Raw genomic sequence first — 18,035 nt, 5'->3', positions numbered from 1 at the left:
ATCTTTTATTGTGTATTTTAGAATATAATTAAAAATAATTACGATATTCTTAAAAATTAAAGCATTAAATCTGTAATTAAAAGATAAGCCTTTATTATTAGTTAACTTCGCAGTAATGAAAATAGAAAACAATGGCGATTAGAATTATAGGAACCGGAAGTTATATACCAAGCACAATTGAAAAGAATGAGGATTTTTATGATCATGAATTTCTAAATGCAGATGGATCAGCAATTAACAGTCCAAATAAAGTTATTGTAAATAAGTTCAAGGCCATTACAGGCATTGAAGAACGTCGTTATATAAAAAAAGATTTAGTAAACTCGGATATTGCATTTTTTGCTTCACAGAAAGCTATAGAAGATGCAAAAATCGATAAAGAATCTATTGATTACATCATAGTTGCACATAATTATGGTGACATTAAGCATAATACCGAACAGAGCGACACAGTACCTAGTATTGCCTCTAGAGTTAAGCACCTATTAAAAATTAAAAATCCAAAATGTGTAGGTTACGATTTACTTTTTGGTTGTCCTGGTTGGATAGAAGGTGTTATACAAGCCAAAGCTTTTATAGCGTCTGGTCTTGCTAAGCGTTGTCTAATAGTTGGCTCAGAAACCTTATCGCGAGTTATTGATCCGCACGATAGAGATTCAATGATTTACAGTGATGGTGCAGGAGCTGTAATTGTAGAAGAGAATAACGAAGAAGGTGGAATATTAGCTCACGACACAGCAACATTTGCTTTAGACGAAGCGCATTATATTCATTTTGGAGAAACTTATAATACAGAGATAACTGAAGAACGTCGATATATAAAAATGTACGGTCGTAAGATTTATGAGTTTGCTCTTTCTAATGTTCCTAAAGCATTAAAAGCCTGTTTAGAAAATAGTGGTAAGTCTATTAACGATGTTAAAAAGATTCTAATCCACCAAGCCAATGAAAAAATGGATGAAGCTATTGTTCAACGTTTCTATAAATTATATGATATGGAAATGCCAGAAGGCATTATGCCAATGTCTATTAACCTTTTAGGAAATTCTAGTGTAGCCACAGTCCCTACACTTTATGATCTAATTTTAAAAGGTCAGTTAGAAAACCAAGACATAAACAAAGGCGATATTATACTATTTGCTAGTGTTGGCGCTGGTATGAATATTAATGCTATTATTTACCAGTATTAATTAAGAATTCTCAGAGTTTAGAACAATAGTATGTACGAAAAAACATATCCAAATAAGCGATTTAAACTCACACTTCAGTTTTTACAAAAACACATTGATACATCAGAATCGATTTTAGATTTAGGTGTCATAAATCCATTATCGGAAATTATGATTTCTGAAGGTTATACGGTAAAAAACACTTCAGGCATAGATTTAGATGAGGACCGCTCTGAAATTGAAAATGCAACTGCCAAAGTGGTTACTGCTTTTGAAATTTTTGAACATCTTCTATCCCCTTATGAGGTTTTAAAATCGATAAAAGCAGATAAGATTGTTATCAGTATTCCTTTAAAATTATGGTTTGCTTCAGCCTATAAAAGTAAAACCGACATGAGAGATAGACATTACCATGAGTTTGAAGATTGGCAACTCGATTGGCTTTTAGAAAAAACCGGTTGGGTTATTAAAGACAGACAACAATGGACAAACCCTGTTAAGAAAATAGGCATAAGACCAATTCTAAGAAGGTTTACACCACGATATTATATTGTTTACGCAGAAAGGGCTTAACTTTGAAAAAACGATTTTCAAGATTTGAACTTTTACATCATCATTCCTGCACATAACGAAGACGATTATATTGGTAAAACTTTAGAATCATTAACGCAACAAACCTTACTACCAAAAGCTGTTATTGTAGTAAATGACAATTCCACAGATAACACACAAACTATAGCCGAAGACTACGCTATAAAACACCAATGGATTAAGGTAATTAACTCAACATCCTCTAACAAACATTTACCTGGATCTAAAATAATTAAAGCCTTCTATAAGGGTTTAGCCGCTTTAGATAATGATTATGATGTGATTTGTAAGTTTGATGCAGACCTTATTTTTCCTGTTAATTATCTAGAAATAATTTCGAAACATTTTAAATCTAACCCAAAATTGGGTATGGCATCTGGCTTCTGTTATATTGAAAAGAACAACAGTTGGGTTTTAGAAAACTTAACGAATAAAGATCACATTAGAGGTGCGCTTAAAACGTATAGAAAAGCGTGTTTTAACCAAATAGGACAGCTAAAAGCATCAATGGGTTGGGATACAGTAGACGAATTGCTTGCTAAATATTATGGTTGGGATATTTTCACTGATGAGAGCCTCCATGTAAAGCATCTTAAACCAACAGGACAATCTTACAATAAAGCGTCAAAATATCTTCAAGGTGAGGCTATGCACAAAATGCGTTATGGCTTTTCGATTACTTTTATTTCAGCTTTAAAATTAGCTTATAAAAAGAAGAGTATTAAACTGTTTAGAGACTATATGTCTGGATATTTTAGGGCAAAATCTAATAATGTCGACTATTTAGTATCTAAAGAAGAAGGTCAATTTATTCGCGATTTACGTTGGAAAGGCATTAAGGAAAAGTTTTAAGTTTATAATTAAAAAAGATCCTATTACCTATTGAGATGCTGAACTAAATTCAGCAAGACAAAATCATCTAATTTTTATTAGAAACTCCAGTTTTTATAGCTGCTAGAGGCTTCTAATTTGGTTTCGATATCATCTTCTAACTCAGGAAAGAAATCAATACCTGTAAGCGATTCTACCTCATCTACAGAAACCACAAACTTATATAAAGGTAGATTTGAATCTTTATGATCCAATAAAAAGGCCAATAGTTTAATGTTACCATTGGTATTATCTAAAATCACTTTATAAAATTGATTAGGAACTGAAACATTTTCAGTGCCGATTGCTTTCATACTACCAGATAGAACGCCACCCGTTACAACAAATATACCATCGTTCTTTTTAGCCCAATATCTAACTTTCTGTTCAAGTCTATTCCAAACGCCAGCATTAAATTTATGTTCTTGCGGACTAATATTACTGGTTAGAAAAGTTTCATCGTGAGCCGCTTTTGTATAACGTCTATCACCTGCAGGACACAAGTGACCCTTGTCATAACCCGATTTTTTATAATTTCGCCAATGCGCAGCTCCTGTCTTTACGTTTTCATCAATTTCAAAATATGGTCGTTTATGATTTGTAGAACTTAAATGTGAAGATTTTAATTCATAAGCAACCCATTCTGCTTGTTCATGAGCTTCACTATAAGACAAAGAATAGTTTTGATGATGCACAATTTGATGGGTTGTACTTGTAGGTAAATAATATTCGTTGGTACTTTCTTTAACTGTTTGCCCTTCATTTACAATACCTTCCTCTAATTTAGAATTAAGATAAAAGTCGTAACTATAAATGGCAATTGCTATAACAATAGCGATAAGGGTAAAGATTGGCTTTCTTTTCAAATCATCAATTTAATCAATTACAAATCCTAAAACACTCCCTGTAGCTCCATTAGGAAAACTAATCCCTAAAAGTGCAGAAATAGTTGGTGCGATATCTGGTATTACAGTCTTTTCTAATGTTTCTCCATGCTTTATACCATTGCCAAAGAATAATAATGGTACATGTGTATCGTAGTTTAAAGCACTTCCGTGTGTAGAACCTGTTTTCCCATAAGCAATAAAGGCCGTATCATTTACCAAAATAACATCACCAGAGCGCTTTTGGTTAAATCCATTTTGTAATAACGCTTCCACTCCATTTGTAAATCCGGCGGAACTTAATGTTGTTGCTGTGTAAACTTTAGAAACGTTTTTATAACTCAACTGTTCCATTGCAATTGCGTTCTGTACATCGATGAGATTTAATCCTAAAGCTTTTACTTTTGCCCTATCAATAAATACTTGATTGTTACTAATATTTTCTACAATATCAGTTGTTCCATAAGTTTCAGTTAAAAACGCATTAAACGTTTTCTTTCTAGAATAATTATCAACATATCCTGCTGGTACATTTACTGATTGCAAATAAGATGGTACATCTATAGCACCATGATCTGCAGTTAAGAACACAGTATATTCGCCTTTACCAACTGTTGCATCTAAATAGTTAAAAAAGCGTTCTAAATCCTTATCTAAACGAATGTATGTATCTTCAATCTCTTTAGAATTTACACCAAAATTATGCCCAACGTAATCTGTAGCTGAAAAACTAACAGCCAAAACATCTGTAATTTCATCTTGTCCCAAATTTTCTGCCGCTACTGCTGCCATTGCAAAATCTGTAGTAAGGCTGTTACCATAAGGTGTCGCTTTTAGTATATCAAAACCCCTATTAGTTTCACTTAAAGTCTTTAAGTCGTAAGGAAAGGTTGCTGTTTCCTTGCCTTTAAATCCACCTTCAAAATTGTTCTCATCAGCTCCACTTTCAGTGTATGTAGAAATATCATAAAGTGTATTCCAAACTTTTAAATACGATTGTGCAGCCTCTGAAGAATTAAAATCCTTTACCCATTGCGGTAATTCATTCATATAAAAAGAACTAGAAATCCAAACGCCTTCTTTTTTTCCATGAAACCAATATGCCGCGTTTGCCGTATGACCAGCTGGCAGTATTGCACCTCTATCTTTTAATGAAACACCAATGGTTTTACCTTGCATTTGCGTAAATAATCTATTTTCATCACCAAATGTTGTGGTTTGCATTCTATTTGGCGACATCATACCTGCCTTGTCTTCTGTACCAACAGAAGTTACATTATCATCTTGAGCACAGTACACCATTTCTTTAATTTCTTTATTATAAAAATTGTTACCAATTATACCATGATATTTAGGTGTAGTTCCTGTATAGATTGACGCATGACCAGGACCTGTATATGTTGGCACATAGTTAAAATGATTGTTCTTACAATTAAAACCTTCATTAATAAGGCGTTTAAAACCCCCTTCTCCGTATTTAGAGTTAAAACGCGTTAAATAGTCATATCGCATTTGGTCTACAACAATACCAACTACTAGCTTTGTACCTTGGTCCGTTGCTACTTCTAAAGGTTTTTGTGCTGTAACTTCTGACTTTGTATTTACCGTATTACTTTGTGAGGCGCAAGAATTAAGCAAGAATAAAACTGCAACTAAAGTGAAGATATTTTTCATGGTAATAAACTTTAAATATTGAACTTCAAAAATACAATTTTAAAGTTATCTTAATTTTAATTTAAGTTAATTTCACATTACTAATTTTATTTATTTCAATCTTATAATTTAATATCAATACATCTATTTTATATGTGAAAAAATACTGAATATGCTCATTTCCTAATCATTTTTTATACTTTAGCATTAATGAAAACACCTATCACTTACCTTGAAAATATAGGTACTTATTTTATCATGATTAAGGACATTTTTCGTAGACCTACAAAGTGGTCCGTGATGAAACCTTTAATTTTAAAAGATATTGATGACCTTATTATAGGCTCATTGGGTATTGTAGCTTTTATTTCGTTTTTTGTTGGAGGCGTTGTTGCCATTCAAACATCTTTAAACATGACGAGTCCCATTATGCCTAAATATCTTGTTGGTTTTGCTACAAGACAATCTATTATTTTAGAATTTGCGCCTACTTTTATCTCAATAATTATGGCAGGAAAAGTGGGTTCTTTTATAACCTCTAGTATAGGAACCATGCGCGTAACAGAACAGATTGATGCTTTAGAAGTAATGGGAATCAATGGAATAAATTACTTAGTCTTCCCTAAATTTATAGCCTTAACCCTTTATCCTTTTGTTATCTCAATAGCCATGTTTCTTGGGATTTTAGGTGGATTAATAGCTTGTGTTTATGGTGGCTATGGCACCATGGAAGATTATATTGAAGGTGTTCAGTTAGATTTTGAACCCTTTCATTTTATATATGCATTTATAAAAACTTTTGTATTTGCATTTTTACTCGCAACTATACCATCTTACTATGGTTACTTTATGAAAGGTGGAGCTTTAGAGGTTGGTAAAGCTAGTACTACTTCATTTGTTTGGACCAGTGTGATGATTATTTTGGTTAACTTTTTACTAACAAGCTTATTACTAGGATAATTATGATAGAAGTAAAAGACATACACAAATCATTTGGCGATGCTCATATTTTAAAAGGGATTACTACATCTTTTGAGAAAGGTAAAACCAATTTAATTATTGGTCAGAGTGGTTCTGGTAAAACGGTATTTTTAAAATGTTTGCTTGGCTTATTTGAATATGAAGAAGGTTCTATTTCTTACGAAGGTAAAAATTTTAGTAATTTAACAAGAGATGAAAAAACCAACCTGAGAGCAGAAATGGGAATGGTTTTTCAAGGCAGTGCTTTATTTGATTCTATGACCATTGCAGAAAACGTAATGTTTCCTTTACGTATGTTTACAAAACAAAGTAAGAGCGAAATGGAAGATAGAGTTAATGAGGTGCTACAACGTGTTAACTTAGAAAATGCGCACAATAAAATGCCAAGTGAAGCTTCTGGTGGAATGCAAAAGCGTGTTGCTATTGCTAGAGCTATTGTAAATAGACCTAAATACTTGTTTTGCGATGAACCCAATTCTGGTTTAGATCCTAGAACAGCTATTGTAATAGATAATTTAATTCAAGAAATCACAGACGAATTTAATATTACTACTGTGATAAACACCCATGATATGAACTCGGTTATGGAAATTGGGGAAAAAATTGTATTTCTAAAAGATGGTTTACTAGAATGGGAAGGCTCTAGCGAAACCATATTTAGAACAGAAAACGAAGCTGTTACCAACTTCGTTTATTCATCTGAATTATTCAGAAAAGTACGTAAAATGTATCTTGAAGAAAATGATTAAACCTAGTTCCTTTTAATAAATACAGTATCTACTTTTAATTCGTTTTTAAGCCACTTTTGTAAATCGCGTTCTTTAATTAAAACGATACTATCATTTAATTCTACTTTCCATCTTACATTGGCAACTGACACCGTGTCAATATTGATAAAATCCTTCGATTCAAGCATTTTAGCATATCCAAAATATTCTAAATCATTGAACTTAATTTTAGCATCACGAGATAAAGATGTAAAAGAAACAGATTTTTGATTGGAGTTCTTTGATTCTATTACCTTATTTAAGCTAGAGATATTAGATTCTAATTCCATAATTTGCTTTTGAAGTCCATCTATAACATTATCTTTTCGATCTAAATCCGCATAAGCTCTATCTAATGATTCTAATAAACGATCTGCACTTCTTGTTTTATTGGCATTAATAACCAGTTCAAAATCTTTTAGATTGACGTATTTAACTTTATCATTTTGTAAAGCTGAAATCATTTCATCACTAACGTCACCATTAAAATATAAACTAAGTCTTTTATTATCTGCGTCTAATACTTTTTTCTGCAACCATAAATTAGGGTTTGTATCAATTTCATTTTTTACAAAACTATCGTAATCTCTAGTATATTTGCTCTCTTGTAGTACCGTTAAGAACGTCCAAATTGCAGGAATCATTACTACTATAGCAACTAACATTGCTAATCTAGAAGTTCGTTTACGCTTCGCTGAGTTCGCATATCTTAACATTGGAAAGCGCAAAATCTTCAATACTAAAAATGTAGCTAAAGCAATGAAGATGGTATTTATTGTAAACAAATACATCGCCTGCCCAAAGTAGATCCAGTTTCCTTTGGCTAATCCATAACCTGCAGTACATAAAGGTGGCATTAATGCTGTTGCAATTGCTACACCGAAAATCACGGACGCAATTGTTCCTTTTTTAGTACGTGCAATTATTAAAGCCAATCCACCAAAAAAGGCAATAAGCACATCTCTAATATCTGGTTTTACACGACCTAACAATTCTGAAGTATCTTCACTCAACGGAAACAACCAAAAGAATAGAAAAGCCGTTAATAAACTCAGCACTATCATTGTCGCTAAGTTTATTAGAGATTTCTTTAAGGTATCAATATCATTTATGGCAATTGATAGACCAACACCTAAAATTGGTCCCATTAAAGGCGAAATTAACATGGCACCAATTACAACTGCAGTAGAGTTTGCATTTAATCCTACTGAGGCTACAAAAATAGAACAGATTAAAATCCAAGCAGTTGCACCTTTAAACGGAATATCTGCTGTGATAGCAGCTATAGTAGCGTCTCTATCAGTATCATCTCTAAAGTCTAATAACTCTTGTAAAAAAGTTTTTACACTCGCAAATAATCCTTTAGCGTCTTTTCTAACTGCTTCTTTCTTTTCTTCAACAGCAGCTTCCTTATTCATTTCGTTGGTGATTTGCTTCTGCTCATCTTCCGAAAAATTGAATTTATTTTCGTCACTCATAGTTTTTAACCATATTCTTCTCCAAAATTAGCTTTCACATTTTGAAGCACTTTTTTAATATCTTGCTCTTTTGCTTTAGGAAAGATAAGTAAAACTTCGTCTTTATCAACTATGATGTAATCTTTTAATCCATCTACGACGACAACTTTATCACCTTTTGTTCTAATCATGTTACCATTAGAATCATCAGTTAGGGCTTTTGCATTTACAATGGCATTGTTATTTTCGTCCTTATCTAACTTATCGTAAAGACTTCCCCAAGTTCCTAAGTCATTCCAATCAAAAGTAGCAGGTATTACATAGACATTTTCACTCTTTTCCATAAGTGCATAATCCACAGATATGTTTTCTGCCTTTACATAGTTTTCCTTTATAAAGTCGTCTTCAAACTCTGTATTGTATACACTGTAACCTTTTTCAAACAATTCAAATAACTTTGGTTGATTGTTTTTAAATGCAGCTACAACAGTTTTAGCACTCCACATAAAGATACCTGCATTCCATAAAAAATTACCTTGATCTATAAAAGATTTCGCTGTTTCATAATCTGGCTTTTCTCTAAACTGATTTACAGATTTAATTTCTTTTTGAGATGACTTATCATATTCAATATAACCGTAACCTGTGTTTGGAAATGTAGGTGTTATACCTAAAGTCATCAATGCAGAATTAGATTCACAGAAGTCAAAAGCTGCTTTTACATTATCAGAAAAAGCTTTTTCATCTTCAATCCAATGATCACTTGGCGCTACAATCATTACAGCGTCTTCGTTTTCTTTCTGAATTTTTAAAGACGCATACAAAATACATGGTGCAGTATTACGCATTGCTGGTTCTAACACAACTTGTCTTTTTGTAACCGTTGGTAACTGTTCAAAAACTAAATCATTATAACGTTCATTAGTTAAAATGAATATGTTTTCTTCCGGAATTAATTGTGCTAAACGATGAAATGTTTTTTGAATTAAAGTATCTCCTGTTCCTAACATATCGTGAAACTGTTTAGGAAAATCTTGTGTACTTACTGGCCAAAATCTTGAACCTACTCCACCTGCCATTAGTATGGCGTAATAATTTTTATTTTTGCTATTCATCATATTTTGATTTATTCTAAAACTTCAACTTCTGCGTTTGGATTAAACAAATATAATTTACCTGAGTTAACTTCCACACATTCATATCGTTTTCTTCGTTTATTACCTCTTTTAAAAATTCTGCCATTATACAGCTTAAAGGTCTGATTCAAAGGTAATTCAAACACAAACGTTTTATCGTTGTCTTCGTTGAATTGCTTTAAGGCGTAGGCGAGTTGCACATCTGTGTCGCTAGATGCTTTTGGGTTTTTAAAATGCTGAGCCAATAATGGCAACAGTTCATTAGGGAAAATATCTGGCCTTAAAAATGGCAACATTAAGTGTTGATACGTATGCTTCCACTCTTTTCCATGTGGTTTTATTAGTCTACCATATTTACTGTAAGCTTCATAATGCGCAATTTCATGAATTAACGTCATTAAAAACCTATAACAATTTAAATTTGAATTTATAGTAATTTGATGTTTTCCATTTGGCAAGGATCTATAATCACCATGTCTGGTTTTACGCTCGCTTTTAACTTTTATAGTAAACTTATCATCCTCTAAAATTTTTAAAATTAAAGGTTTAGCCAATTCTGGAATAAAGTCTAAAAACTGTAAGTGCATTCTATATTTTATAGATGTAAATGTTAATTTTTATTATGTATCAATGGTAATAAATCTGCCATATCATTAAATGTTTTTGTTGCCTTACTGTTTAGTTGATGATTATAGTCATGTGCAGTAAAGCCAAAAACGTCAAAACCACCATTAACTGCTGCATTAACACCAATGACACTATCTTCAATCACAACACATTCTTCTGGTTGAAAACCCATCGTTTTGGCTGCCCATAAAAATACAGCTGGATCTGGTTTCCATTTTTGAACACCATAACAACTAAATACATTAGCTTTAAAATACGACCACAAACCCGTTAATTCTAGATTCAATTGAATTTTATTTTCAGGCCCACTTGAAGCAACACAAAACGGAAGGTTAAGATGTTTGATGACATCTGAAACACCTTCGACAGGTTTAATATCTGATTTAAATTTTTCAAAAGACCGTCTTCTATATTCAGATTCAAAATTAGTTGGCAAATCCTTACCAATTAATTCTGAAATGAGATTTTCACATTTATGAAAAGAATTTCCTTTAAAATGTTGATAGGCATAATCTAGATTAATCTGTGCACCCAATTCGTTTGCCATGTCAACCATTACTTGATTTCCTATAGGTTCGCTATCTACTAGGACGCCATCACAATCAAAAATTACACATTTATATTTAGACATTAAGGCGTAGAATTAGAAACTTGTAACACTTTTCCGTTATAATATTTATTTCCTGTTAAAGCAAAATTCTGAATATAATCTGCCATTCCCTTAGCTGTTGTTGGCGCTTGATAGCCAGGAAATGCTTCTTCTAACATTTCGGTTTGTACAGCGCCTAATGCTAGTACATTAAATTGTGGACCCGTTTCTTTATACTCTTCAGCAAGTAATTCTACCAAAGTAATCACTGCGCCTTTGCTTGAGCTATAGGCAGACAATCCAGGAAATTTCATGCTACCTTGGATGCCTCCCATTGAACTAATCGTTACAACGTGTCCATCACTTTTTATAAACGGCAAAACGGTTCTAGTTAATTCCGAAACTCCAAAAACATTAGTTTGATACACCTTTGTAAAATCTTGAAATGTAGTTTCTGCAAATGGTTTATTGATAATTGCACCTGCATTATTAATAAGAATATCTACATGTTTCCATTCCTCTTTTATAAATTCGGTCACTTTTTGATAATCTTCTTCTTTACACAAATCAAAAGCAAAAGACGAAATATTATCAAAATGAAGATTACTTACTGGTTTAGCATTACGTGATAATGCCAAAACATTATGACCTTGATTAGCAAAAAGATGAACCAATTCAAATCCAATTCCTCTACTTGTACCTGTTATAATTATATTTTTACTCATCTTTTAAAACCACTTCTTTAGTTGGTGCATTCATCATTCCCTCTAACGCAGGAATCATTTTTTCTATAAAATTTACCATGTGTGCGTAATCCATTTTATCTGCTTCGTCGTCTACATGATGGTAATAATCAAAGTTTGAAAAATCGAAGGTAGAAATGGCGTGCGCAGGAATATTGAGTTCTTTATAAAACGGAAAATTATCTGACCTCATAAATAAGTTAAACCCTTTTGCTTTTGGAAAAAACCCTACAACCTCTTGACCTGCATATGTATTTAAAGTCTCAGCAAAATTAGAACGTTCAAAACCGCTCATATAAGCCATAGATTGATCTTCTGCTCTTGGCACACCAATCATTTCAAAATTGATCATTGTATATGCATTAATCCCTTTATCTCTTAATCGTGCAGCCAAATGCGCAGAACCTTTCAGTCCTATTTCCTCCGCATCATAAAGCGTAATTAATATGCTCCTTTTATTTGTTTTTGATTTAGCAAAATATTTACCAAATTCCATCGCAGCAATTGTACCAGAAGCATCATCATTGGCTCCATTAGCGATAGAATCTCCTTCAACAACTTTCCCTTTACCAATATGATCGTAATGTCCTCCGAGAATAATGAATTCATTTTTTAATTTTGGATCATTCCCTTCAACCATTCCAACAATGTTATAACCATCTAAATCATTGACCTTAAACGAATCTCGATAGCTTTCAAAATAAGGTCTAATGCTATTCTTTTTTAAATAATCTTCGATAAAAACGGCTGCTTTCTCAATGCCTTCACTTCCTGTTGCTCGTCCATTTAGTTCATCTGAAGCCAAAAAATTCATACTCGCCTTAATGGCTTCTTGAGTAATGATAGGTTTTACAGTTTCACCATCTTTTCCTGATTTTCCGTCAGCACCTTTTGTATGATAAGCACAAGAGGCAACCAATACGATAATCAATAATGACACTATTTTTCTCATAATTTATATTTGAGTTTAAAGATAAAAAAATCCTGTATCAAATTATTAATACAGGATTTAATTCCAATTATATTATAAGCTAATTACATTTTCTTATTCGCTTTCTTTGCTAAACGTCCTACTTTTTTGTTTAAATCCTTCATTAGTTTTTCTACAGCACTCTCGCACATAGGTTGAATCTTATCCGTTTTCATAACAGGAATACCTTTAACCATCACTGCTTTTTTTGAAGAGCCAGCGACTTCACGAAACTGAAATACACTCTTATTATCCTTAGTATATAAATCCATACTAAATCTCGCTTGAATACTTACATAACCAAGATTTCCAACGCCTGTTTTAACGAATCCAAAATCTAAATGAATAAACATTATAGCATCAACACCTAAGTCTTCAGCTACATCCTTTAAATCCTTTACGTTTTGCCTATAGTTAGGAATTACATTATAACCATCTACTGATGTAGTTGACTCAACATCTTGATTAATGTTACCCGCTTCCTCATAAGTTGGTTTAAAGCTTTTATATTTTTCATTGGCAAACACCTCATCTTCTGCTATAAATTCGAAATCAAAATTTTCGGCATATTCATCAAAAAACGCAGTATGCAATTTATTAAGTGGTTCTGATTGATTAAAATCAGGATCATCACTAAGATTTGAATTTTTGGCAATTAAATCAGCAGAAGCATCAAGCGCTGATAAATCTAGCATTTTATCTGCGTAAAATGTTACTACAGCTACCTTCTTCTTTTGCGCATTACTTACCATAAATAATGACAGAAAAGTTACTAGCATTACTATTTTTAAATATTTCATATTATTGGTTAATTTATAAGTTTAGTCACGAAAATAATCTAATCTGATAGTTATAACAAAAAAAATCCTGATTTGAAAATTCATCAAATCAGGATTATAATATTTAAATTTTCACTTTATCAGCTACTTACGATACTAACATTGTTACAGGATTTTCAATATATCCTTTCAAAGTTTGAAGGAATTGCGCTCCTGTCGCACCATCTACAGTTCTATGATCACATGCTAGACATAATTTCATAGTGTTACCTACAACAATTTGCCCTTCTTTAACCACCGGTTTTTCTACTATGTTACCAACAGATAAAATTGCTGAATTAGGCTGATTAATAATTGATGTAAAACTATCAATACCAAACATTCCTAAATTAGAAATAGTAAAAGTACTGCCTTCCATTTCATCTAAAGCTAGTTTTTTGTTTCTTGCTTTACCAGCAAAATCTCTAACTGCTGCACCTATTTGAGTTAAGCTTTGCTCATTCGCAAATTTAACTACAGGCACTAACAATCCATCTGGTACAGCAACTGCAACACCAATATGTACATGGTTATTTAACTGCATTCTGTCATCAAACCACTGAGAGTTAACTTGAGGATGTTGTTTTAATGCTAAAGCACAAGCTTTAACCACTATATCGTTATAAGAAATTTTTACATCTGGTACAGAATTATATTGCTTTCTAAAAGCAATAGCATTCTCCATGTCAAACTCCACATTTAAGTAGTAATGTGGTGCTGTAAACTTAGACTTAGCTAAATTCTTAGCAATCGCTTTACGCATATTAGAATTTGGGACTTCATCAAAATCTTCTTGACCTGATGGCACAAATTTACCAACTGATGCTCCTGAAGCAGCAGGTGTAAAGTTCTCTATGTCTTTCTTAACGATTCTTCCGTTTTCTCCAGAACCACTTACTTGAGATAAGTTGATTCCTTTTTCTTCTGCCATCTTTTTGGCTAAAGGTGATACAAAGATGCGACCTGTACTTGTATTTGAAGTCTTAGGTGCTTCCTTCTTAGCTTCAACTTTTTTAGGAGCAGCTTTAGGCGCTTCTTTCTTTGCTTCAACTTTTGGTGCTTCTTTCTTTGCTTCACCACTACCAGCAACTTTAAAGTTTTTGGCTACATCAGAAACATCAGTTCCTTTTGGGCCAATAATAGCTAATAATGAATCTACTTTTGCCGAATCACCTTCGTTTAAACCAACATATAATAAATTACCAGACTGGAATGATTCAAATTCCATTGTCGCTTTATCAGTTTCTATTTCTGCTAAAATATCACCTTCTTCTACCTCATCACCAACTTGTTTTAACCAAGTAGCAACAGTTCCTTCTTCCATGGTATCACTTAAACGTGGCATGGTAACAACTATAACGCCTTCTGGTAATTCAGTTGCTTCTGTAGATGCTTCGTTTGAAGTTTCTTCCGTCGTAGCTGATGTTTCTTCTTCTTTTTCATCAGATGATGCTTCAGTACTCCCATTTAAGTAGCCAGAAATATCTTCTCCTTCTTCACCTATAATAGCTAAAAGCGTATCTACTTTTGCTGTTTCACCTTCTTGTATTCCTATATGAAGTAAAGTTCCTTCGTTGAAAGACTCAAACTCCATTGTAGCTTTGTCTGTTTCGATTTCAGCTAATATATCTCCTTCTTCAATTTTATCACCTACATTTTTTAACCAAGAGGCAACAGTTCCTTCTTCCATTGTGTCGCTTAAACGCGGCATATTTATTACTTCTGCCATAGCTTACTTAATTTTGTGATCTATAAATGGATAATCTTCTTGTTCGTATACAACATCGTACATTACGTTCTTATCTGGATATGGAGATTCATCTGCGAACTTCTCACATTCAGCCACACGTTTTTTAACATCCTTATCAATTTCTTTTAAGTCTGCTTCTGTAGCATATTTTTTCTCAAGTATAATATCTTTAACCTGTGTAATTGGGTCAATTTTCTTATACTCTTCAACTTCGTCTTTAGTTCTATAGTGTTGCGCATCAGACATTGAGTGGCCTCTATAACGATACGTTTTAACTTCTAAGAATGTTGGTCCTCCACCTTTTCTAGCACGAGTAATCGCTTCATCAAAAGCTTCAGCTACTTTTATAGGATTCATACCATCAACCGGACCACAAGGCATTTCGTACCCTAAACCTAGTTTCCAAACATCTGTATGGTTTGCTGTACGCGCCACTGAAGTTCCCATAGCGTATCCATTGTTTTCACAAACAAATACTACTGGCAGATTCCAAAGCATAGCAAGATTAAAAGTTTCATGTAATGAACCTTGTCTTGCAGCTCCATCACCAAAACAACAAATTGTAACACCATCAACATCATGGTATTTATCTCCAAAAGCAATACCTGCTCCTAACGGTATTTGACCACCAACAATTCCGTGACCTCCATAAAAACGGTGTTCTTTTGAGAAAATATGCATTGAGCCTCCAAGACCTTGAGAAGTTCCTGTAGCTTTTCCAAATAATTCTGCCATAACACGTTTTGGATCAACGCCCATACCAATAGGCTGAACGTGATTACGATATGCCGTAATCATTTTGTCTTTTGTTAAATCCATAGCGTGCAATGCACCTGCTAAAACGGCTTCTTGTCCATTATACAAATGAAGAAATCCTCTCACTTTTTGTTGAATGTAAACTGCGGCAAGTTTGTCTTCAAACTTTCGCCAGAACATCATGTCTTCGTACCACTTTAGGTAAACCTCTTTAGTTATTTTTTGCATTATCTTGATAAGTGTTCATTAAATAGTTTAACAAAAATAACACTTTAGAGAATAATTAAGAAGTAGTATCTAATAAAAAAACAGCGGATTATTGAATAAAATGTAACAAAACTATCATAATACTGAATTTTCAAAAAGCAACGGTAATAAATTAGCTAATGAGCTAGACTTAACAACCTTTCCTTGCGCTCCCATAAAATAAATTTCGATAGGTAGATTTTGTTTTATTTCATATTCAGCAATAGATTGTCTACAAGATCCACATGGTGGAATTGGCTTATCTGTTACCTGATTTTGTGAAGATGCTGTAATTGCCATTTTTAATATTTTGGCTTTAGGATATTTTGCACCTGCATAATAAATGGCTGTACGTTCTGCACATAAACCAGAAGGGTAACAAGCATTTTCTTGATTACTACCTATTACAGTTTCGTTATTATCTAGTAATATAGCTGCACCAACATTAAATTTAGAATAAGGCGCATAAGCATTATCTCTTGCTTCTATTGCTAATTCCATTAATGATTGAATTGACTTAGGAAGCTCATCAAAATCCTCGTAGATATCTAGCTTTGTTTCTATTTTTACTTCCTTCATAAGTGTACTATTTATTTTAGCCAAAAAAACTATTGCTTATAGACAATAGTTTTTTTTGGAATCTAAATTTAGTTATAATTTACTAATATTCGTTGTATTCATTTGCACCAAAATTAAATGTAAGTGAAAAACGTAATGTGTTTTCTAATGGACTTTGAATTTTTGAAGCTGAAAACAAATAAGATAAATCAACATTAATGGTTGTGTATTTAAAACCTGCACCTAATGCGAAAAACTTACGTGCACCTTTATCATCCGCTTCATTAAAATAACCACCTCTAAAAGAAAAATTATCTTGATATGTATATTCTGCTCCAAGTGCCCAAGTGAATTCTCTTAATTCTTCACTGAATCCTCCTGGTGCATCACCAAACGACTGAAAAACACCACTTAAGAAACTGACATCTGTACTTTGACCATCTATAATCACACCTTCTTCAGAAGCAGCACTTTGCTCATCTGTTTGAAAATCGCCATCATTAGCATCAAAAACACCATCATCATTAACATCTGTAAACACAATTTTATCACCATAAATTGGAGGTGTTGGCACCAAATATTTTGTTACCTCAGCTGTAACTGCTAACTTATTATATTCATCAAAAATAAAATCGAAACCTGCTCCTAATCTTAAATTAGTAGGCTGAAATACTTCTTGTCCTCCATCATCATACTTAAATCTTGGTCCTAAATTTTGAATCGCAAAACCAAGTCTCCAGCGACCATTAAAATCATTGTAAGCTTCTTCTTCACTTTGGTAGTAGCCTGTAATATCAGCACCAAACGTATTTCCTGGATTTGCATTAGGATCTGTTTGATTTAGTCTCAAAGCAGAATGCATATAACGAAGAGCCACAGCCATAGAAAATTGCTCACTTAACCTCAGTGAATAAGCAGCATCTATTGCAAATTCATTTGGTTTTACTGCAACTCCTGGTGATGTAGCATCTTGAGTTAATACAATTTCACCAAGTGAAAAATACTTTAAACTTGCTGAGAATGCACTCACATCACTCAGTCTATTAAAATACGTTACATAACTTAATGAGATATCATTTACCAATCTTGTTAAATAAGGCGTATAACTTAAACTTGCTCCTTGTTTTGATTCTGAAAACGCATATTTAGCTGGATTATATTGTTGAGAAAAGCCATCTACTGATGTAGCAACTCCCATATCTCCCAATGACGCAGATCTTGCATCTGGAGAAATTAGCATAAATGGCAAACCTGTTGTAATCACTCTAGTATCTGAAATACTAGGTCTTAATTCTGTTGTTTCTACTTGCCCAAAGATTGAACTAATTATAGTTAAAGCAAAAAAGGATAAGATGTATTTTTTCATGGTTATTTTAATAAGAATTAATATGCTGTTTCTATACTAATTCGTTAGCAAATATAATTTTTTATTTAAGAAGTAATTTAAAGTTTATGTTTTTGCTTCAAATT

General features: G+C 32.8%; 18 protein-coding genes. 5 read left to right on the top strand and 13 right to left on the bottom strand.

Annotated elements, in window-relative coordinates; translation table 11 throughout:
• Positions 1-131 precede the first annotated feature (131 nt).
• Genes ACJBCC_RS11625 through ACJBCC_RS11615 form a run of 3 tightly spaced genes read left to right on the top strand, consistent with a single transcriptional unit; the run spans position 132 to position 2,612 of the window.
• A complete protein-coding gene (locus tag ACJBCC_RS11625) occupies positions 132-1,190 on the top strand; it encodes a 3-oxoacyl-ACP synthase III family protein (RefSeq protein WP_299102779.1) in 1,059 nt (352 codons plus the stop codon).
• Between the two features lie 30 nt (positions 1,191-1,220).
• Entirely contained in the window at positions 1,221-1,742 is a 522-nt protein-coding gene (locus ACJBCC_RS11620) for a methyltransferase (protein ID WP_299102781.1), read from the top strand.
• Positions 1,743-1,766: 24 nt separating this feature from the next.
• Complete coding sequence (locus ACJBCC_RS11615; RefSeq protein WP_299102783.1) at positions 1,767-2,612, top strand: glycosyltransferase family 2 protein; 846 nt, start codon at positions 1,767-1,769, stop codon at positions 2,610-2,612.
• Between the two features lie 77 nt (positions 2,613-2,689).
• Here ACJBCC_RS11615 and ACJBCC_RS11610 read toward each other — a convergent pair whose 3' ends face one another.
• Positions 2,690-3,496, bottom strand: a complete 807-nt coding sequence (locus ACJBCC_RS11610; protein ID WP_299102785.1) for a DNA/RNA non-specific endonuclease — start codon at positions 3,494-3,496, stop codon at positions 2,690-2,692.
• Positions 3,497-3,505: 9 nt separating this feature from the next.
• Complete coding sequence (gene pafA / locus ACJBCC_RS11605; protein WP_299102787.1) at positions 3,506-5,188, bottom strand: alkaline phosphatase PafA; 1,683 nt, start codon at positions 5,186-5,188, stop codon at positions 3,506-3,508.
• Between the two features lie 201 nt (positions 5,189-5,389).
• Between pafA and ACJBCC_RS11600 the strand changes: the two genes are divergently transcribed.
• A complete protein-coding gene (locus tag ACJBCC_RS11600) occupies positions 5,390-6,127 on the top strand; it encodes an ABC transporter permease (RefSeq protein ID WP_299102844.1) in 738 nt (245 codons plus the stop codon).
• A gap of 2 nt (positions 6,128-6,129) precedes the next feature.
• Entirely contained in the window at positions 6,130-6,897 is a 768-nt protein-coding gene (locus tag ACJBCC_RS11595; RefSeq protein WP_299102789.1) for an ABC transporter ATP-binding protein, read from the top strand.
• Positions 6,898-6,899: 2 nt separating this feature from the next.
• On the opposite strand, the gene ACJBCC_RS11590 is transcribed toward ACJBCC_RS11595, so the two are convergent.
• The 11 genes from ACJBCC_RS11590 to porV form a co-directional block, all read right to left on the bottom strand.
• Positions 6,900-8,393 (bottom strand): DUF389 domain-containing protein, encoded by a 1,494-nt coding sequence (locus ACJBCC_RS11590; RefSeq protein ID WP_299102791.1) that lies wholly within the window; start codon positions 8,391-8,393, stop codon positions 6,900-6,902.
• Between the two features lie 5 nt (positions 8,394-8,398).
• Positions 8,399-9,487, bottom strand: a complete 1,089-nt coding sequence (locus ACJBCC_RS11585) for a mannose-1-phosphate guanylyltransferase (RefSeq protein WP_299102846.1) — start codon at positions 9,485-9,487, stop codon at positions 8,399-8,401.
• Between the two features lie 11 nt (positions 9,488-9,498).
• Entirely contained in the window at positions 9,499-10,095 is a 597-nt protein-coding gene (locus ACJBCC_RS11580; protein WP_299102794.1) for a SprT-like domain-containing protein, read from the bottom strand.
• A 23-nt stretch (positions 10,096-10,118) separates the two neighbouring features.
• Positions 10,119-10,766 carry an HAD family phosphatase gene (locus ACJBCC_RS11575; RefSeq protein ID WP_299102796.1) on the bottom strand — a complete coding sequence of 216 codons (648 nt, stop codon included), beginning with the start codon at positions 10,764-10,766 and terminating at the stop codon, positions 10,119-10,121.
• On the bottom strand, positions 10,766-11,449 hold the full coding sequence (locus ACJBCC_RS11570; RefSeq protein WP_299102798.1) for an SDR family oxidoreductase: 684 nt from the start codon (positions 11,447-11,449) through the stop codon (positions 10,766-10,768). The genes ACJBCC_RS11575 and ACJBCC_RS11570 overlap by 1 nt, the downstream gene beginning before the upstream one ends.
• A complete protein-coding gene (locus ACJBCC_RS11565) occupies positions 11,442-12,419 on the bottom strand; it encodes a M28 family peptidase (RefSeq protein ID WP_407557259.1) in 978 nt (325 codons plus the stop codon). The genes ACJBCC_RS11570 and ACJBCC_RS11565 overlap by 8 nt, the downstream gene beginning before the upstream one ends.
• Before the next feature lie 83 nt (positions 12,420-12,502).
• Positions 12,503-13,237 carry a hypothetical protein gene (locus ACJBCC_RS11560; protein ID WP_407557258.1) on the bottom strand — a complete coding sequence of 245 codons (735 nt, stop codon included), beginning with the start codon at positions 13,235-13,237 and terminating at the stop codon, positions 12,503-12,505.
• A 127-nt stretch (positions 13,238-13,364) separates the two neighbouring features.
• A complete protein-coding gene (locus ACJBCC_RS11555; RefSeq protein WP_299102804.1) occupies positions 13,365-14,984 on the bottom strand; it encodes a pyruvate dehydrogenase complex dihydrolipoamide acetyltransferase in 1,620 nt (539 codons plus the stop codon).
• 3 nt (positions 14,985-14,987) lie between these two features.
• Positions 14,988-15,989: a pyruvate dehydrogenase (acetyl-transferring) E1 component subunit alpha gene (gene pdhA, locus ACJBCC_RS11550; RefSeq protein WP_299102806.1), complete on the bottom strand. Its 1,002-nt coding sequence runs from the start codon at positions 15,987-15,989 to the stop codon at positions 14,988-14,990.
• 114 nt (positions 15,990-16,103) lie between these two features.
• Entirely contained in the window at positions 16,104-16,586 is a 483-nt protein-coding gene (gene cdd, locus ACJBCC_RS11545; RefSeq protein ID WP_407557256.1) for a cytidine deaminase, read from the bottom strand.
• Positions 16,587-16,668: 82 nt separating this feature from the next.
• Positions 16,669-17,931, bottom strand: a complete 1,263-nt coding sequence (gene porV / locus ACJBCC_RS11540; protein ID WP_299102810.1) for a type IX secretion system outer membrane channel protein PorV — start codon at positions 17,929-17,931, stop codon at positions 16,669-16,671.
• Positions 17,932-18,035: the final 104 nt, after the last annotated feature.

Origin of the sequence: Winogradskyella sp. 4-2091 (assembly GCF_045765065.1) — a bacterium.
Lineage (GTDB): Bacteria > Bacteroidota > Bacteroidia > Flavobacteriales > Flavobacteriaceae > Winogradskyella.
This window is presented reverse-complemented; position numbering and strand designations above follow the sequence as displayed.

Bases quoted from the DNA above. Each gene is read 5' to 3' on its own strand.
- porV (WP_299102810.1), bottom strand. From the start codon at position 17,931: ATGAAAAAATACATCTTATCCTTTTTTGCTTTAACTATAATTAGTTCA.
- pdhA (WP_299102806.1), bottom strand. From the start codon at position 15,989: ATGCAAAAAATAACTAAAGAGGTTTACCTAAAGTGGTACGAAGACATG.
- ACJBCC_RS11555 (WP_299102804.1), bottom strand. From the start codon at position 14,984: ATGGCAGAAGTAATAAATATGCCGCGTTTAAGCGACACAATGGAAGAA.
- ACJBCC_RS11575 (WP_299102796.1), bottom strand. From the start codon at position 10,766: ATGTCTAAATATAAATGTGTAATTTTTGATTGTGATGGCGTCCTAGTA.
- ACJBCC_RS11590 (WP_299102791.1), bottom strand. From the start codon at position 8,393: ATGAGTGACGAAAATAAATTCAATTTTTCGGAAGATGAGCAGAAGCAA.
- ACJBCC_RS11565 (WP_407557259.1), bottom strand. From the start codon at position 12,419: ATGAGAAAAATAGTGTCATTATTGATTATCGTATTGGTTGCCTCTTGT.
- pafA (WP_299102787.1), bottom strand. From the start codon at position 5,188: ATGAAAAATATCTTCACTTTAGTTGCAGTTTTATTCTTGCTTAATTCT.
- ACJBCC_RS11580 (WP_299102794.1), bottom strand. From the start codon at position 10,095: ATGCACTTACAGTTTTTAGACTTTATTCCAGAATTGGCTAAACCTTTA.
- ACJBCC_RS11595 (WP_299102789.1), top strand. From the start codon at position 6,130: ATGATAGAAGTAAAAGACATACACAAATCATTTGGCGATGCTCATATT.
- ACJBCC_RS11570 (WP_299102798.1), bottom strand. From the start codon at position 11,449: ATGAGTAAAAATATAATTATAACAGGTACAAGTAGAGGAATTGGATTT.
- ACJBCC_RS11585 (WP_299102846.1), bottom strand. From the start codon at position 9,487: ATGAATAGCAAAAATAAAAATTATTACGCCATACTAATGGCAGGTGGA.
- ACJBCC_RS11560 (WP_407557258.1), bottom strand. From the start codon at position 13,237: ATGAAATATTTAAAAATAGTAATGCTAGTAACTTTTCTGTCATTATTT.
- ACJBCC_RS11620 (WP_299102781.1), top strand. From the start codon at position 1,221: ATGTACGAAAAAACATATCCAAATAAGCGATTTAAACTCACACTTCAG.
- cdd (WP_407557256.1), bottom strand. From the start codon at position 16,586: ATGAAGGAAGTAAAAATAGAAACAAAGCTAGATATCTACGAGGATTTT.
- ACJBCC_RS11625 (WP_299102779.1), top strand. From the start codon at position 132: ATGGCGATTAGAATTATAGGAACCGGAAGTTATATACCAAGCACAATT.